The 14,856-nt window shown below is 74.1% G+C and carries 9 protein-coding genes and 3 tRNA genes; all 12 read left to right on the plus strand.

The window, feature by feature from the left end; translation table 11 throughout:
* The first annotated feature begins 13 nt into the window (after window positions 1-13).
* Entirely contained in the window at window positions 14-1,888 is a 1,875-nt protein-coding gene (locus tag ACLWS4_RS33750; RefSeq protein ID WP_416876114.1) for a LytR C-terminal domain-containing protein, read from the plus strand.
* A 192-nt stretch (window positions 1,889-2,080) separates the two neighbouring features.
* The gene (gene rsfS, locus ACLWS4_RS33755; RefSeq protein ID WP_049658573.1) at window positions 2,081-2,539 is read left to right on the plus strand and encodes a ribosome silencing factor; all 459 of its coding nucleotides are present in this window, start codon (window positions 2,081-2,083) and stop codon (window positions 2,537-2,539) included.
* Window positions 2,536-3,186, plus strand: a complete 651-nt coding sequence (locus ACLWS4_RS33760; RefSeq protein WP_049658575.1) for a histidine phosphatase family protein — start codon at window positions 2,536-2,538, stop codon at window positions 3,184-3,186. The genes rsfS and ACLWS4_RS33760 overlap by 4 nt, the downstream gene beginning before the upstream one ends.
* Before the next feature lie 170 nt (window positions 3,187-3,356).
* Window positions 3,357-3,429, plus strand: a tRNA-Ala gene (locus ACLWS4_RS33765).
* A 43-nt stretch (window positions 3,430-3,472) separates the two neighbouring features.
* Window positions 3,473-3,545: transfer RNA gene (locus ACLWS4_RS33770), tRNA-Ala, on the plus strand.
* Window positions 3,546-3,882: 337 nt separating this feature from the next.
* Window positions 3,883-3,955: transfer RNA gene (locus ACLWS4_RS33775), tRNA-Ala, on the plus strand.
* Window positions 3,956-4,053: 98 nt separating this feature from the next.
* On the plus strand, window positions 4,054-5,349 hold the full coding sequence (locus ACLWS4_RS33780) for a hypothetical protein (protein ID WP_074000712.1): 1,296 nt from the start codon (window positions 4,054-4,056) through the stop codon (window positions 5,347-5,349).
* 381 nt (window positions 5,350-5,730) lie between these two features.
* Window positions 5,731-8,625, plus strand: a complete 2,895-nt coding sequence (leuS, locus tag ACLWS4_RS33785) for a leucine--tRNA ligase (RefSeq protein WP_416876115.1) — start codon at window positions 5,731-5,733, stop codon at window positions 8,623-8,625.
* A gap of 421 nt (window positions 8,626-9,046) precedes the next feature.
* Window positions 9,047-9,868 (plus strand): hypothetical protein, encoded by an 822-nt coding sequence (locus tag ACLWS4_RS33790; protein WP_416876116.1) that lies wholly within the window; start codon window positions 9,047-9,049, stop codon window positions 9,866-9,868.
* A gap of 118 nt (window positions 9,869-9,986) precedes the next feature.
* Window positions 9,987-10,832 carry a DegV family protein gene (locus tag ACLWS4_RS33795; protein WP_117487734.1) on the plus strand — a complete coding sequence of 282 codons (846 nt, stop codon included), beginning with the start codon at window positions 9,987-9,989 and terminating at the stop codon, window positions 10,830-10,832.
* 171 nt (window positions 10,833-11,003) lie between these two features.
* The gene (locus ACLWS4_RS33800; protein WP_416876117.1) at window positions 11,004-11,966 is read left to right on the plus strand and encodes a helix-hairpin-helix domain-containing protein; all 963 of its coding nucleotides are present in this window, start codon (window positions 11,004-11,006) and stop codon (window positions 11,964-11,966) included.
* Window positions 11,967-12,050: 84 nt separating this feature from the next.
* Entirely contained in the window at window positions 12,051-14,729 is a 2,679-nt protein-coding gene (locus ACLWS4_RS33805) for a ComEC/Rec2 family competence protein (protein WP_416876118.1), read from the plus strand.
* The last annotated feature ends 127 nt before the right edge of the window (window positions 14,730-14,856 follow it).

The following is a 14,856-nucleotide window of genomic DNA, read 5'->3' on the forward strand; positions in this document are numbered from 1 at the left end:
CCGGGAGCGGTGCATGACTGATCGCAGCGACGGCCGGCGGCCGGAGGACTGGTCCACCGGGCAGTACCAGCAGCCGTACCAGGGCTACCAGCAGCCGCAGGACCCGCAGCAGCCGCAGCCACAGCAGCAGCCGCAGGCGCAGTCGTACGAGCAGCAGCAGTACGAGCAGCAGTACGACCAGTACGGGCAGCCGGTGTACGGGCAGGGCGCGTACGGCTACCAGCAGCAGGGCTACCAGGGGTACGACGGGTACCAGCAGGGCGGGCAGTTCCCGCAGCAACAGCCGTACGAGCAGCAGCAGTACGACCAGCAGTACGACCAGTACGGGCAGCCGGTGTACGGGCAGGGCACGTACGTCTACCAGCAGCAGGGCTACCAGGGGTACCAGGAGCAGCCGTACCAGGCGGCCGCCCCGGTCGTGACCGAAGCGCAGGCGCCGTCGCAGGCGCAGGAACCGGTGCAGGCCGAGCCGGCCGCGGCCGCGGCGGTCGCACCGGCGCGTCCGCGGGTGCCCCGGCCGGCCGCCGAGCCGGTGCCTGCCAAGGCCGAGCCGCCGTCCGAGCAGGTCGCCGGGGCGCGGGCCGGGAAGGCGGGGAAGGCCGGGAAGGGCGGGAAGGGCGGCGGCAAGGCGCCCGACGACAGCTACACCACGGGGGAGTTCACCTTCGTCGACGAGGAGGCGGAGGAGACCGAGGACGTCATCGACTGGCTGAAGTTCGCCGAGTCCCGCAGCGAGGTGCGCGCCGAGCGCCGCCGCAAGCTGCGCAACCGGCTGATCGGCCTCGGTGCGGTGGTGGCGCTGGCCGCCGCCGGCGTCGGCGGGTACCTCTTCCTCACCGGCGGCAAGCCGACCGCGGCGGCCGCCGCCGGCGGGCGCCAGGTCAACGTCGTCCACCTGCGCGACCTCCAGGGCAAGGTGTCCAGCGCGCTGCTGGTCAACGACGCCTCCGGGAAGAAGGGCACGGTGCTGCTGCTGCCCGACACCCTGCGGCTGCCCGGCCCGGGGGACCCGCCGGTCACCACGGTCGGCCAGTCCATGGACGGCATCGGCGCCTCGGCGACCCGCGACGGCCTGTCCACCGTGCTAGGCGCCCCGGTGGCCGGCACCTGGCGGCTGGACACCCCGTACCTGGAACTGCTGGTCTCCCAGCTCGGCGGCGTCCGGGTGGACACCAACGCCGAGACCCACGAGGGCGGCAAGCCGGACGGCAAGCTGCTGTCCGCGGCGGGCAAGAACACCATGCTCAGCGGGAAGGCCGCGGTCGCCTACGCCACCCTGCAGAACCCCGGCGAGAACCGGGACGCCCAGCTGGCCCGGTTCGGGCAGGTCATGGACGCGCTGGTGCGCGCCATGCCGACCGAGTTCAAGGACGCCAAGGACGACGTGCACCGGATGAACGCGGTGCTCGACCCCTCGCTGCCCGAGGACGCCCTCGCCGGCGTGCTCGTCCAGCTCTCCCAGCAGGCGAAGGACGGCCACTTCGGCACCACCGCGCTGACCGTCAAGCCGGACGGCAGCCTGGACGAGGCGACCGCGGGCAAGCAGGTCAAGGACGTGCTGGGCGGCACCGTGAAGTCCGCGGCCGCCGGCGACGCCCCGGTCCGGGTCGCGGTCCAGGACTCCAGCGGCAACGACGCGGCGGCGGCCGCCGTACAGGTCCAGATCGTCAACTCCGGCCTGACCTTCATCCCGGGCGGGGCCAAGGGCGCCCCGCAGGCCACCAGTGAGATCCGCTACACCGACGACGCCCGGCAGGGCGCGGCGAAGTCGCTGGCGACCAGCCTCGGGCTGCCGGACACGGCGGTGAAGAAGGTGACCGGCGACACCCAGAACGCGGACCTGCTGGTGGTGCTCGGCAAGGACTACCAGCCGCCGAAGACCCAGTAGGGCGGTGGCCCGGGCCCGGCGGGGGTCCGGGCGTGGTGGCGGCGGGGGCGGTGGCCCGGTATTGGCTTGGGGGCCCGGGGCTCGGGGGCCTGGAAAAACGGTTCCGGGCCCGCCCGGGCGGCGTGAGATCCTGGAAGGCGACCCCGGCCGAGCGCCGGGGCGCCCCCCAAGCCGCCGAGCCGGAAGAACACCGTGACCGTTACCGACCACAGCCAGCAGCTCATCACCGTCGCCGCGCAGGCGGCGGCCGACAAGCTCGCGCACAACATCATCGCCTTCGACGTCAGCGAGGTGCTGTCGATCACCGACGCCTTCCTGATCGCCTCCGCGAACAACGACCGCCAGGTCCGCTCGATCGCCGAGGAGATCGAGGACCAGCTGCGCGAGCAGCTGGACATCAAGCCGGTGCGCCGCGAGGGCGAGCGCGACGGCCGCTGGATCCTGCTCGACTACCTGGACATCGTCGTGCACGTCCAGCACGCCGAGGAGCGCTCCTTCTACTCGCTGGACCGGCTCTGGAAGGACTGCCCCGAGCTCCCGCTGCCCGAGGACGCCCTGGCCTCGCGCAACCGTCCGGACGCGTTCACCGACGAGGCCGGCAACGTCGTCGCCCCCGCCGACGACTTCGGCAAGCCCGAGGACCTGCACTGAGCCGGGGCCCGCGCGGCCCGCGCATCGTCTTCTGGCGGCACGGCCAGACCTCCTGGAACCTCGAATCGCGCTTCCAGGGCACCACGGACATCGAGCTGACCGGCCAGGGCGTCCAGCAGGCCCAGCGGGCGGCCCGGCTGCTCTCCGGGCTCCGTCCCGACCTGCTGATCTCCTCGGACCTCCAGCGGGCCCGGCGCACCGCCGCGGAGCTGGCCGAGGTCACCGGGCTCGACGTGCGGCACCACGAGGGCCTGCGGGAGACCTTCGCGGGCTCCTGGCAGGGCCTGACCAACGCCGAGATCCGCGAGCGCTTCCCGGAGGAGTACGAGGCCTGGGCGGCCGGTGAGCCGGTGCGGCGGGGCGGTGACGGCGAGCTGGCCACCGAGGTCGCCGACCGCTCGGTGCCGGTGGTCCTGGACGCCGTCGGCAAGCTCCCCGAGGACGGCACGCTGGTGGTGGTCAGCCACGGCGGGACGATCCGCACCATGCTCGGGCGGCTGCTCGACATGGAGCCGGACCAGTGGGAACGCTTCGGCGGACTGTCCAACTGCTGCTGGTCGGTGCTCGGCCAGGGCACGCGCGGCTGGCGCCTGCTGGAGCACAACGCGGGCACCCTCCCGCAGCCGGTCATCGGCGACGACACCTGAGCCGAGCCGTACCGGCTCGGGCGGCACCGGGTGCCGGGGGCCCTCACGGGGCCCTCGGCGGGGGTCCGGAGGGAGCGGATTTCGCAGTTCCGGCCCTGACCAGCTAGAGTCTTCCTCGTTCGCAGGGAAGGAACGCGGCCCGGAAGGGAAGCGGGAGATCCGGTGAGTGCGGGGCTATAGCTCAGTTGGTAGAGCGCTTGCATGGCATGCAAGAGGTCTGGGGTTCAATTCCCCATAGCTCCACTCCGCATCGGCGGTCGTGGTCAGCCAGGGTCGCCCGTGTCGCGGGGCTATAGCTCAGTTGGTAGAGCGCTTGCATGGCATGCAAGAGGTCTGGGGTTCAATTCCCCATAGCTCCACAGTAGTTCGGAAGGCCGTCACCCAAGGGGTGGCGGCCTTCCGGCGTTTCGGGCCCGGCCTCGCAGTTCTCCTGGCGGGCGCGCGGTCGGCGGGTGGTGCGGTGGCGGTGCGTTGGCGGGGCGCGTGCGTCGGGAGTGCGCGCTGGGAGCGTGCGTCAGGGCGGGCGCCGGGGGCGGGCGCCGTACGCCCGGAGTGCGGGAGACGGGCTCCCGGGGCGCGTGGTGCGGACCTCGGGAAACGGATTTCAGGAGCACGCCCCGGAGCGTGTAAAGTAGTCGATGTCGCCGAGGGAAACGGCCGGAAACAACCGGGAACCACGGTGACAACGCAGGTCAAGGGGCTATAGCTCAGTTGGTAGAGCGCTTGCATGGCATGCAAGAGGTCTGGGGTTCAATTCCCCATAGCTCCACAGCAGTCGAGAGCCGCCTCCCGGAAACGGGGGGCGGCTCTTCGCCGTTCTGCCCGCGCCGCCGGTCCCGGCGGCCGGAATCCCGCTACCGTCGTGCCATGGCCGATCTGGAGCGAAGGCGGAACGAGGAACTGGCCCGGATACTCCACCAGCTCGGATGGAGTCCGGAACGGCTCGCCCGCGAGGTGAGCCTCGCCCTGCCGCCGGGCCTCGCCATCAGCTCCACCGCCCCGTACAAGTGGCGCGACCGCGGCATGGTCCCGCGCAGCCCGCACGACCAGGCGGTCTGCGAGGTGCTCAGCCGCACCCTCGGCATCGCCGTCACCTACGAACAGCTCTGGGGCCGGATGGGCGGCCACCGCGGCGCCAAGATCCTCTCGCCCCGGCTGCTCACCGACCCGTGGACCGCCGACACCGCCCAGACCGCGCTGCGCGAGGCGGCCACCGACGCCGGCCCGGTGCGCCTCACCGACCTGTTCCGCGGCGCCGACCTCGACCAGGCCGCCGCCCGCCTGGACTCCCCGCCGCCGCCCGTCGGCGGCGGCGAGGGCGCGCTGCGCGTCGAACCCGGACTGGCCGGCGAACTCGGCCTGTCCTACCGCAGCAAGCAGAAGCTCGAACGGGCCTGCGGCGGCGGCCTCGTCCTCGGCCCCGTCCGGGCCGAACTCGCCATGCTGGCCAAGCTGCTGGAACTCGGCGCGTACGACGAACGGCTCGGCCGCGAGCTCTACGGCACGGCCAGCAGACTCGCCCGGCTGGCCGGCTGGGCCGCGTACGACCTCGGCCACGACGCCGCCGCCCAGCGCGCCTTCGTCGCCGCGCTGCGCGCCGCCCACGTCAGCGGCGACCCCCGGCTCGGCGTCGCGGTGCTCGGCGCGCTGGTCGTGCTCGCCACCCAGGGCACCGGCGGGCGCGGGCTGGACGCCGTCTCCGCGCTGGTGACCGCCCTGGACACCCACGGCGCCGCGCTCAGCCCCGTCGCCCGGGCCCGCCAGTACGGCCGGCTCGCCGGCGCGTACGGCCGCCGGGGCGAGGCCGAACGGGCCGAGGCCGCCGCCGCCCGGGCCTTCGCCGAACTGGACGGCCTGCCCGGCACCGAGGAGGTCCGGGCCGCCCTCTCCGGGATGGTGGGGGAAGGGCGGCTGGCACTTGGCCAGCACCGGCTGGCCAAGGTGCTGCTCGCCGAGGCGGTGGCCGGTCTCGGACCGGGACGGGCCCGCACCAAGACGCTGCTGATGGTGCGCCTCGCCGAGGCCCACCGCCGGCTCGGCGACCAGCGGGAGGCGGCCCGCACCGCCTCGCTGGCGCGCTCGCTCGCGGCGGGGATGCAGTCCGAGCGGGTGGCGAAGGCGCTGCGGGAGTTCGACGCGGCGGGGCGGGTGGCGGCTCGGTAGGGCGGGTTGCGGCTCGGCCCCGCGCGGCTCCGTGCGGCCTCGTGCGGTCCTGCGTGGCGCGCTGCGGCTCCGGGTGGCTCCGCGGGGCCTCATGCGGTTCCGTGCGGCCCTGGGCGGCTCCGTGCCGCCGTCCCGGCGGTATACCCCGCAGCCCGTCGACCCGCTTGCGGTACCCTGAGCCCATGCGAACCGTGCGCCTGCTCCTTAGCCGGCCGCGCTGACCAGGACCGGCTGAGCCTTCGGGCGGTGCCGGAGTCGGCGTGGCGTCCCCTCCTGCGAGGGGATTTTTTGTTTTCCGCCCCCCGATCCCGTCCCGGGCCGGGTCCACGGGCCGGCCGCCCGCGCGGTTCGCCAACCGACACCGATGGAGCTTGAAGGACCATGAGCGAGACGACCCCTGCGTCCGGCGCGGCCGAGACCGCGACCGAGCCGTTCCGGTACAGCGCTGCGCTGGCGGCCGAGATCGAGTCCCGCTGGCAGGACATCTGGGAGAAGGAGGGCACCTTCCACGCCCCCAACCCCACCGGTGCGCTGGCCGACCCGGCGGCCGGCGACGTCGCCGCGAAGCCGCACAGCTTCATCATGGACATGTTCCCGTACCCCTCGGGCGCGGGCCTGCACGTCGGCCACCCGCTGGGCTACATCGCCACCGACGTCTTCGCCCGCTACCAGCGGATGACCGGCCACAACGTGCTGCACACGCTGGGCTACGACGCCTTCGGCCTGCCCGCCGAGCAGTACGCGGTGCAGACCGGCACCCACCCGCGGGTCTCCACCGAGGCCAACATCGCCAACATGCGCCAGCAGCTGCGCCGGCTGGGCCTGGGCCACGACCCGCGCCGCTCGATCTCCACGATCGACCCGGACTACTACCGCTGGACCCAGTGGATCTTCCTGCAGATCTTCAACTCCTGGTACGACGCGGACGCCCGCAAGGCCCGCCCGATCGCCGAGCTGGTCGCCGACTTCGAGTCCGGCGCGCGTGAGCTGCCGGACGGGCGCGCCTGGGCCGGGCTGACCGTCGCCGAGCGCGACGAGGTGCTGGGCGAGTACCGCCTGGCCTACGCCAAGGAGGTGCCGGTCAACTGGTGCCCGGGCCTGGGCACCGTCCTGGCCAACGAGGAGGTCACCGCGGACGGCCGCTCCGAGCGCGGCAACTTCCCGGTGTTCAAGTCCAACCTGCGCCAGTGGATGATGCGCATCACCGCGTACTCGGACCGGCTGATCGAGGACCTGGACCTGCTGGACTGGCCCGAGGCCATCAAGCTGCAGCAGCGCAACTGGATCGGGCGCTCCGAGGGCGCCCGGGTCGACTTCGCGGCCCCCGGCGACCAGAAGATCACCGTCTTCACCACCCGGCCCGACACCCTGTTCGGCGCCACCTACATGGTGCTGGCCCCCGAACACGCCCTGGTCGACTCGATCGTCCCCGCCGCCTGGCCCGAGGGCGTGCCCGCCGAGTGGACCGGCGGCGCCGCCACCCCCGCCGAGGCCGTCGCCGCCTACCGCGCCACGGCCGCCGCCAAGTCGGACGTCGAGCGGCAGGTCGAGGCCAAGGTCAAGACCGGTGTCTTCACCGGCGCCCACGCCGTCAACCCGGTCAGCGGCGAGTCCGTCCCGGTGTTCATCGCCGACTACGTGCTGATGGGCTACGGCACCGGCGCCATCATGGCCGTCCCCGCCCACGACCACCGCGACTTCGCCTTCGCCCGCGCCTTCGCGCTGCCGATGCGCTGCGTCGTCGAGCCCACCGACGGGCGGGGCCAGGACCCGGCCGAGTGGGACGACGCGTTCGACACCTACGACTCCGTCATCGTCAACTCCGCCCGCACCGAGGGCGACGTGTCGCTGTCCCTGGACGGGCTGAGCGTCGTCGAGGCCAAGGCCGCCGTCACCGCCTGGCTGGCCGAGCGCGGCATCGGCGAGGGCACCGTCAACTACCGCCTGCGCGACTGGCTGTTCAGCCGCCAGCGGTACTGGGGCGAGCCCTTCCCGATCGTCTACGACGAGGACGGCGTGATGCACGCGCTGCCCGAGTCGATGCTGCCGGTCGAGGTCCCCGAGGTCGACGACTACTCGCCGCGCACCTACGACGCGTACGACGCCGCCTCCTCGCCGGAGACCCCGCTGTCGCGCAACGAGGCCTGGGTCAACGTCGAACTGGACCTGGGCGACGGCGTCAGGAAGTACCGCCGCGAGACCAACACCATGCCCAACTGGGCCGGCTCCTGCTGGTACGAGCTGCGCTACGTCGACCCGTCCAACTCCGAGGCCGTCGTCGACCCGGCCAACGAGAAGTACTGGCTGGGCCCGACGGAGACCAAGCCCGCCGGCGGCGCCGACCTGTACGTCGGCGGCGCCGAGCACGCCGTGCTGCACCTGCTGTACGCGCGCTTCTGGCACAAGGTGCTGCACGACCTGGGCCACGTCTCGTCCGTCGAGCCGTTCCACAAGCTGTTCAACCAGGGCATGATCACCGCCGACGTCTACCGCGACGAGCGCGGCTTCCCGGTGCCCGCCGCCGAGGTCGAGGAGCGCGACGGCCAGTACTTCTGGGACGGCGAGCCGGTCAAGCGCGAGGCCGGCAAGATGGGCAAGTCCCTGAAGAACGCCGTCGCGCCGGACGACATCGCCGACGAGTACGGCGCCGACACGCTGCGCCTGTACGAGATGTCGATGGGCCCGCTGGACGTCTCCCGCCCGTGGGACACCCGCGCCGTCGTCGGCTCGTACCGCTTCCTGCAGCGCCTGTGGCGCAACGTCGTCTCGGAGACCACCGGCGAACTGGTCGTCACCGAGGAGGAGCCGGACGAGGCGACGCTGCGCGCCCTGCACAAGGCCATCGACGGCATCCGCGGGGACATGGCCGGGCTGCGCTTCAACACGGCCGTCGCCAAGGCCATCGAGCTGAACAACTACCTGGTCAAGCGCGGCTCCACGCCGCGGGCGGTGGCCGAGCAGCTGGTGCTGATGGTCGCGCCGCTGGCCCCGCACGTCGCCGAGGAGCTGTGGCGCCGACTGGGCCACGGCGAGTCGCTGGCGCACACCGACTACCCGGTCGCCGACCCGGCGTACGTGGTGGACGAGACGGTGACCTGCGTGGTCCAGATCAAGGGCAAGGTCAAGGCGCGGCTGGAGGTCGCGCCGGGCATCTCGGACGCCGAGCTGGAGGCGCTGGCGCTGGCGGAGCCGGCGGTCATCGCGGCGATCGGCGGGGCCGAGGTGCGGAAGGTGATCGCGCGGGCGCCGAAGCTGGTGAACATCGTCACCGGCTGAGTGTTCTTGGTGCGGAAGTGACCGCGGGGTGATCGCGGGAGCGGTCGCGTGAGCGGTCGGGCGGGCGTCCTTCGGGGCGCCCGTCCGGCGTTTTCGGGGTGTTTCGGGGGGTCGGCGCTTCGGGGAGTCGGCGTTCTCGGGGTCCGGTGCTTTCGGGGGGTCGGCGTTCTCGGGATCCGGTGCTTTCGGGAGTCGGCGTTTTCGGGTTCGGTGCCGGCTGGGCGCCTTGCGGGGCGCTTGCGGGGGGCTTCCAGGGTGGTCGGGGGCCCTCGGGGAGATCCCGGATCTGACCCTGATCTCCGTCCGCCAGGGCCCTCTCGGCTGCCCCCGGGCGGGTTCCGGCGGCTACCGTGGAACCCTCGGCAATGCGGCCCGCGTTGGGCCCGGTGGGGGCCGGAACGACGGCGGAAGGTGGCGCGCGATGGACGTGTTCGGCGTGATGATCGGGCTGGTCCTGCTCTTCGGGGTCGCGGCGATGGTCCTGGCCGTGATCGGCACGGTCAAGGCCGCCAAGGCCGTCGGCGCGAAGATCGAGAAGCACGAGGCCAACGCCCGGCGCGCCGTGGAGACCGCCACCCTCAAGGCGAAGACGTACACCAGGGTCGGCCCGCCCGCGCAGATCGCCACCGTCCGGCTGGGCCTGCGGACCTCGCTCGACGGCACCCGGCAGGTACTGGAGGGCGGCCTCGCGCAGGACTCCCAGCTCGGCGAGTCGCTCGCCCTGCTCGACCGGCTCGACACGCACGCCGCCGAACTCGACGGCGAGCTGCGGATGCTGGAGCGCGAGCCGGACACCGCGCGGATCGCCGCCAAGCTGCCGGAGCTGCGCGAGCGGGCGGAGCGGATCACGCACTCGGCGGAGACCATGCGCTGGGCGGCGCAGGACCGGATGCACCGGTTCGCGGACGACGAGCTGAGCCGGCTGAGCCAGGAGTGCGAGAGCGAGGCGGGGGCGCTGCGGCACTGGGATGTCGCGGAGGGTGCTTCGGGGGCTGCCGGTTCCGCGGGGGCGGGTGGAGCCCCGGGGTCCGGTGGTTCCGCGGGGGTCGGTGGTGCTGCTGCGGGGTCTGGTGGTTCCGCGGGGGCGACCAGGGGTGCGGCGCGGTCCGGGGGTGCGGCTCGGGCCGGGCTGACCGACGGGAAGGGACGGCCGAGCGCGGAGGAGCTGCTCGGGCTCGCCGATCCGCTGGCCAAGCTGGCGCAGCGGCTGCGCAAGCCCTCGACGGGGCCCTCGGCGGGCTGAGCCGGTCGGGCGTCACGGGGGCTCCGACGGGCTGAGCCGGTCGCGCGTCACGGGACCTCCTGAGGGGGCCCGGACCGGGCGCTGTCCTCCCGGAGCGACGGGGGGTAACCTCCGGCTCATGCCCTCCGACCTCGCACTTGTCACCGATTCCACGGCCTATCTGCCGCAGGATGCCCTCGACCGGTACGGGATCACGGTGGTCCCGCTGAGCGTCGCGGTCGGCGACTCGGTGCTGAGCGAGGGCGTCGAGATCTCCCCTAAGGACGTCGCCGAGGCGCTGCGCGGCAAGCAGCGGGTGACCACCTCCCGGCCGAACCCGGAGACCTTCGCCGCCGCCTACCGGGCGGCTGCCGAGTCCGGGGCGAAGGGCATCGTCTCGGTGCACATCTCCGGCGAACTGTCCGGCACCGTCGAGGCCGCCCGGCTGGCCGCCGCCGAGGCGCCCGTACCGGTGCGGGTGGTGGACAGCCGACTGGTCGGGATGGCGCTCGGGTACGGGGTGCTGGCGGCGGCCGAGGCGATCGTGGCCGGGCAGGGCCTGGCCGAGGCGGCCGAGGCGGCCGGCCGGCGGGCGGCCGGGACCAGCGGGTTCTTCTACGTCGACACCCTGGAACACCTGCGCCGGGGCGGACGGATCGGGGCGGCGCGGGCGCTGCTCGGTTCGGCCCTGGCGGTCAAGCCGCTGCTGCACCTGGACGGCGGGCGGATCGAGCCGCTGGAGAAGGTGCGGACGGCGTCGCGGGCGATCGCGCGGCTGGAGGAGATCGCGGTCGAGCGGTCGGGGGAGCAGGACGTCGACATCACCGTGCACCACCTGGCGGCCGAGGAGCGGGCCGAACCGCTCGCGGAGCGGCTGCGGGCCCGGGTGCCGGGGCTGCGGGAGCTGTACGTGGGCGAGGTGGGGGCGGTGATCGGGGCGCACGTCGGGCCGGGGCTGCTGGCGGTGGTGGTCGCGCCGCGCTGAGGGGGTGGCGGTCCGGTGGGTGGTTCGGTGGGTGGTTCGCTGGTCGCTCGGTCAACCTCAGGTGGCCATATCCACTCTTGTGAGTGACGCTTTTTATCCACAACCCCCGGGTTATCCACAGGGTTTCGCTAATTTCCGCACGGTCGCCGGAGGACTCCTACCGTCCTCGGCATGACGACCATGGGCCTGGGCGCGGCGAAGCGCCATGCGATCAACGAGACGGTGCGGCTGCGGATGGCCGCGCTGCTGCCGATGGACGACGAGCCGGAGGGCGGTGCGGAAGGCGGCTCTTTGGGGCCGGCCCCGACGCCGTCGCCGATTGCGATGCCGGTGCCGGTGCTGTCGGATGCGACGCCGGTCCCGCCGGATGCGGGTGTTGCGTCGGATCCGGGCGACGCCGACATGGGGCCGCCGGAGGCCGGGGCGCGTTCGCGGTTCTCCGCATCCTCCTCAATCCCCTCGTTCGCCTCGGTGCTGGCACTCGATCGGCGCGCGGTGGCCGGATTGGCCATCCTGCTGCTGTTCGCGGTCGGTTACGCCGTGCAGCACTTCTGGCTGGCCCGGCCGGAGGCGGTCGCCGTACCCGCGCTCGCGGCGGTCGCGGCACCGTCGGGGGCGGAGCCGTCCGTCCCCGTCGACTCCGCTCCTTCCAGGGCCGGGCCCGGCGCCGGTGCCGAGGCCGTGTCCGGCACCGGGCCGGCTGTCGTGGTGGACATCGGCGGCCGGGTCCACCTCCCGGGCCTGCACACCCTGCCCGGCGGCTCCCGGGTAGCCGACGCCCTGCGGGCGGCGGGCGGTCCGCTGCCGGAGACGGACACCAGGAACCTCAACCTGGCCCGCATCCTGACGGACGGTGAGCAGATCCTGGTCGGCGAGCAGGCGCCCGCCCCCGGCCCGGTGGTCGGAAGCGGGAGCGGCCCTCCGGGCCTCACCGTGCCCCGGCCGCCCGTCAGCCTCAACCGCGCGACGCTCGAACAGCTCGACAGCCTTCCCGGCGTCGGCCCCACCCTCGCCCAGCGCATCCTCGCCTACCGCACGTCGCACGGCTCCTTCCGCTCCCTCGACCAACTCCGGCAGGTCAGCGGCATCGGCGCCCGTACATACGCGGAGCTCCGTCCGCTGCTCACCCTCTGACGCCCTGTCCTGCCGCTGTCCCTGCCCGTCCCCCTTGTCCACTCGCCCCGCCCGCATGCCCGGCCTTCGAAGGGAGGTACCACCATGTCCGTCGCCACCACGCCGTTCGGTCCGGCCGTTGCGTCCCGTTCTCCGGGCGCCGACTTCCGGCTGCTGCTGCCCGCCGTCTCGGCCTGGGCGGTCACGGCGGCACTCCTGCGTCTGGAGCCGGGGTACGCGGCCCTCGTCCTCACCGCGGCGGGCGTCGCCGCGCTCGCGGCCGTCCTGCTGCTCACCCGGCCGGGGGGCCTGCGCCGGCGCGGGGCCTCGGCGACGCTGGCCGCCGTCCTGCTCACCGGTGCGGCGGCCGCGATCGCCACCCCGCTGCACACCGCCGCCCTCCACCGGGGGCCGCTGCCGGAGCTCGCCCGTGCGTCCGCAGCCGCCGGTCCGCGAGCGCCGGGCGAGCCCTCCCCAGTGGTGGAGGTGGAGCTGACCGTCGCGGGGGACCCGAAGGTCCACACCTCCCGGGGCGGCACCGTCGGCGGGCAGGCACTCCTCACCGTGGACGCGGTGGCCGACCGTGTCACCCCGCTCCCGGACAGGCGGAGCACCCGCACGCGTACGCCGGTGACCGTCATGGCCCGAGGGGCGGAGGGCGAGCCCTGGCAGCGGCTGCTCCCGTCCCAGCGGCTGGCCGTGGAGGCCGAGGTACGGCCGGCGGGGGAGGGGCACGACACCGAGTCCGCCGCGCTGCTGGTCGTCCACGGGGCGCCCCGGCAGCTGGCGCCGCCGAGCCTGCCGCAGCGGATCGCCGGGCGCCTCCGTGAGGGCCTCCGCACGGCCACCGACGGACTGCCCGCGGACGCGCGCGGGCTGCTCCCGGGGCTGGTCGTCGGCGACACCTCGCGACTGCCCGACGACCTCGACGACGCCTTCCGGGCCACCGACCTGGTCCACCTGGTGGCGGTCAGCGGGGCCAACCTGGCGATCGTCCTCGGTGCGCTGCTGGGAGCGCCCGGGCAGGCCGGCACCCCGGAACGGCGCGGGCTGGCCGCGGTGCTGGGGCTGTCACTGCGCACCGGCGCGCTGCTCGGCACGGCTCTGACGCTGGCCTTCGTCACCGTCTGCCGGCCCGAGCCCAGCGTGCTTCGGGCGGCCGGGACGGGACTGATCGGCATGCTGGCCCTGGCCACCGGCCGTCCCCGCAAGGCCGTGCCCGCGCTCGCCGGGGCCGTCCTGGTGCTGGTCCTGCTGGACCCGTTCCTGGCACGCTCGTTCGGCTTCCTGCTCTCCGTGCTCGCCACCGCCGGGCTGCTCGTCCTGGGGCCGCACTGGGCCGAAGCCCTGCGGGCCCGCCGCTGGCCGCACCACCTGGCAGGCGCGTTCGCCGCGACGGCGGCCGCCCAGGCGCTGTGCGCGCCGGTGACGGTGGTGCTGTCCGGGCACATCAGCCTGGTCGGCATCCCCTGCAACCTGCTGGCCGAGCTGGCAGTGGCCCCGGCGACGCTGCTCGGCTTCGGGGTGCTCGCCCTTCAGCCGCTCCTTCCGGCCCTGGCCCGCCTGCTCGCGGAACCGGCCGGGCTGCCGGCCGGCTGGCTGGCCCTGGTCGCACGGCGCGGCGCCGAGGTGCCGGGTGGCCAACTGACCTGGCCCGGAGGGTGGTTCGGGACGGCGACGGTCGCGCTGGCCGTCCTGGCGGCCTGCTGGGCGGCGCCGCTCCTGCTGCCCCGACGGCGGGAGCCGGGCAGTCCGGTGCCGGTGCCCGCCCGGCGGAGCTGGGCGCGGGCGCTGGTGACGGCAGTGCTGATGATGGTCCTGCTGGCCGTGCTGCTCCGCCCGCCACAGCTCATCCGGATCGCCACCGGCTGGCCGCCGCCGGGGTGGCGACTGGTGATGTGCGACATCGGGCAGGGGGACATGCTGGCCCTGGCGACGGGGGAGCCGGACAGCGCGGTGGTGATCGACGCCGGGCCGGACCCGAACGCCGCCGACAGATGCCTGCGCGACCTCGGCGTGACGACCGTCCCCTTACTGCTGCTGACGCATTTCCATGCCGACCACGTCGAGGGCGTGCCGGGGGTGTTGCGGGGCCGCCGGGTCGGCGCCGTCGAGGGCACCACGCTGGACGATCCGCCGGGTGAGGCGGCCCGGGTGACGGGCTGGGCCGCAGGGGCCGGCCTGCCGTTGCTGAGAGCGGGTCGGGGTGAACGGCGCTCCGTCGGAGCGGAGTTGGCCTGGGACGTGGTGTGGCCCGTCCCCGGTGCGGCTGCCGAGGCGCCCGGACCGAACAACGCAAGCGTCGCATTGATGGTGTCACTGACAGGAGGACTACGGATGGCACTGCTCGGAGATCTCGAACCGCAGGCCCAGTCGGCCCTGCTGGGCCGACTGGGGAAGGTCGACGTCGTGAAGGTGGCGCACCATGGATCGGCCCACCAGGACTGGGACTTGGCCGGTGCGCTGCGGCCCCGGCTGGCCCTCGTCTCCTGCGGTGAGGGCAACCCGTACGGTCACCCGTCCCCGAAGACGGTCGACCACCTGCGCGCACTCGGCGCCACCGTTCTGCGCACCGACCGGGAGGGGGACATCGCGGTGACGGGCGACTCCCCGGCCACCCTCGGCGCGGCCGTCCACCCCCAGCCCGCCCACGCGGCCCGCCACCCCCGCGCCCACGGCGGGCCCGGCGGCGCCGGCGGAACCGGTGGGGCCGACGGGCACGGCCCCGCACCCCACGCCCACCCCGAGCGGACCCCGGGCGCCCCGCGGGCCCCGCCCACCTGACCCCCGCGCTCTCCTCCTTCCACCAATCAACGTGGGGGCATGGAAAGTAGAAGGGGGTGGTGGGAGGAGGAGCAGCGCAAAGCCAGCAGAAACGTTCCGGCGCGCTCCGGGCCCGGCCCGGAGCGCG

Source organism: Kitasatospora sp. SC0581 (assembly GCF_048159585.1).
In the GTDB taxonomy this organism is placed as follows: domain Bacteria; phylum Actinomycetota; class Actinomycetes; order Streptomycetales; family Streptomycetaceae; genus Kitasatospora.

Coding starts and splice junctions, on each gene's coding strand:
- ACLWS4_RS33800 (WP_416876117.1), top strand. CDS start 11,004: ATGACGACCATGGGCCTGGGCGCGGCGAAGCGCCATGCGATCAACGAG.
- leuS (WP_416876115.1), top strand. CDS start 5,731: ATGAGCGAGACGACCCCTGCGTCCGGCGCGGCCGAGACCGCGACCGAG.
- ACLWS4_RS33750 (WP_416876114.1), top strand. CDS start 14: ATGACTGATCGCAGCGACGGCCGGCGGCCGGAGGACTGGTCCACCGGG.
- ACLWS4_RS33790 (WP_416876116.1), top strand. CDS start 9,047: ATGGACGTGTTCGGCGTGATGATCGGGCTGGTCCTGCTCTTCGGGGTC.
- ACLWS4_RS33795 (WP_117487734.1), top strand. CDS start 9,987: ATGCCCTCCGACCTCGCACTTGTCACCGATTCCACGGCCTATCTGCCG.
- ACLWS4_RS33780 (WP_074000712.1), top strand. CDS start 4,054: ATGGCCGATCTGGAGCGAAGGCGGAACGAGGAACTGGCCCGGATACTC.
- ACLWS4_RS33805 (WP_416876118.1), top strand. CDS start 12,051: ATGTCCGTCGCCACCACGCCGTTCGGTCCGGCCGTTGCGTCCCGTTCT.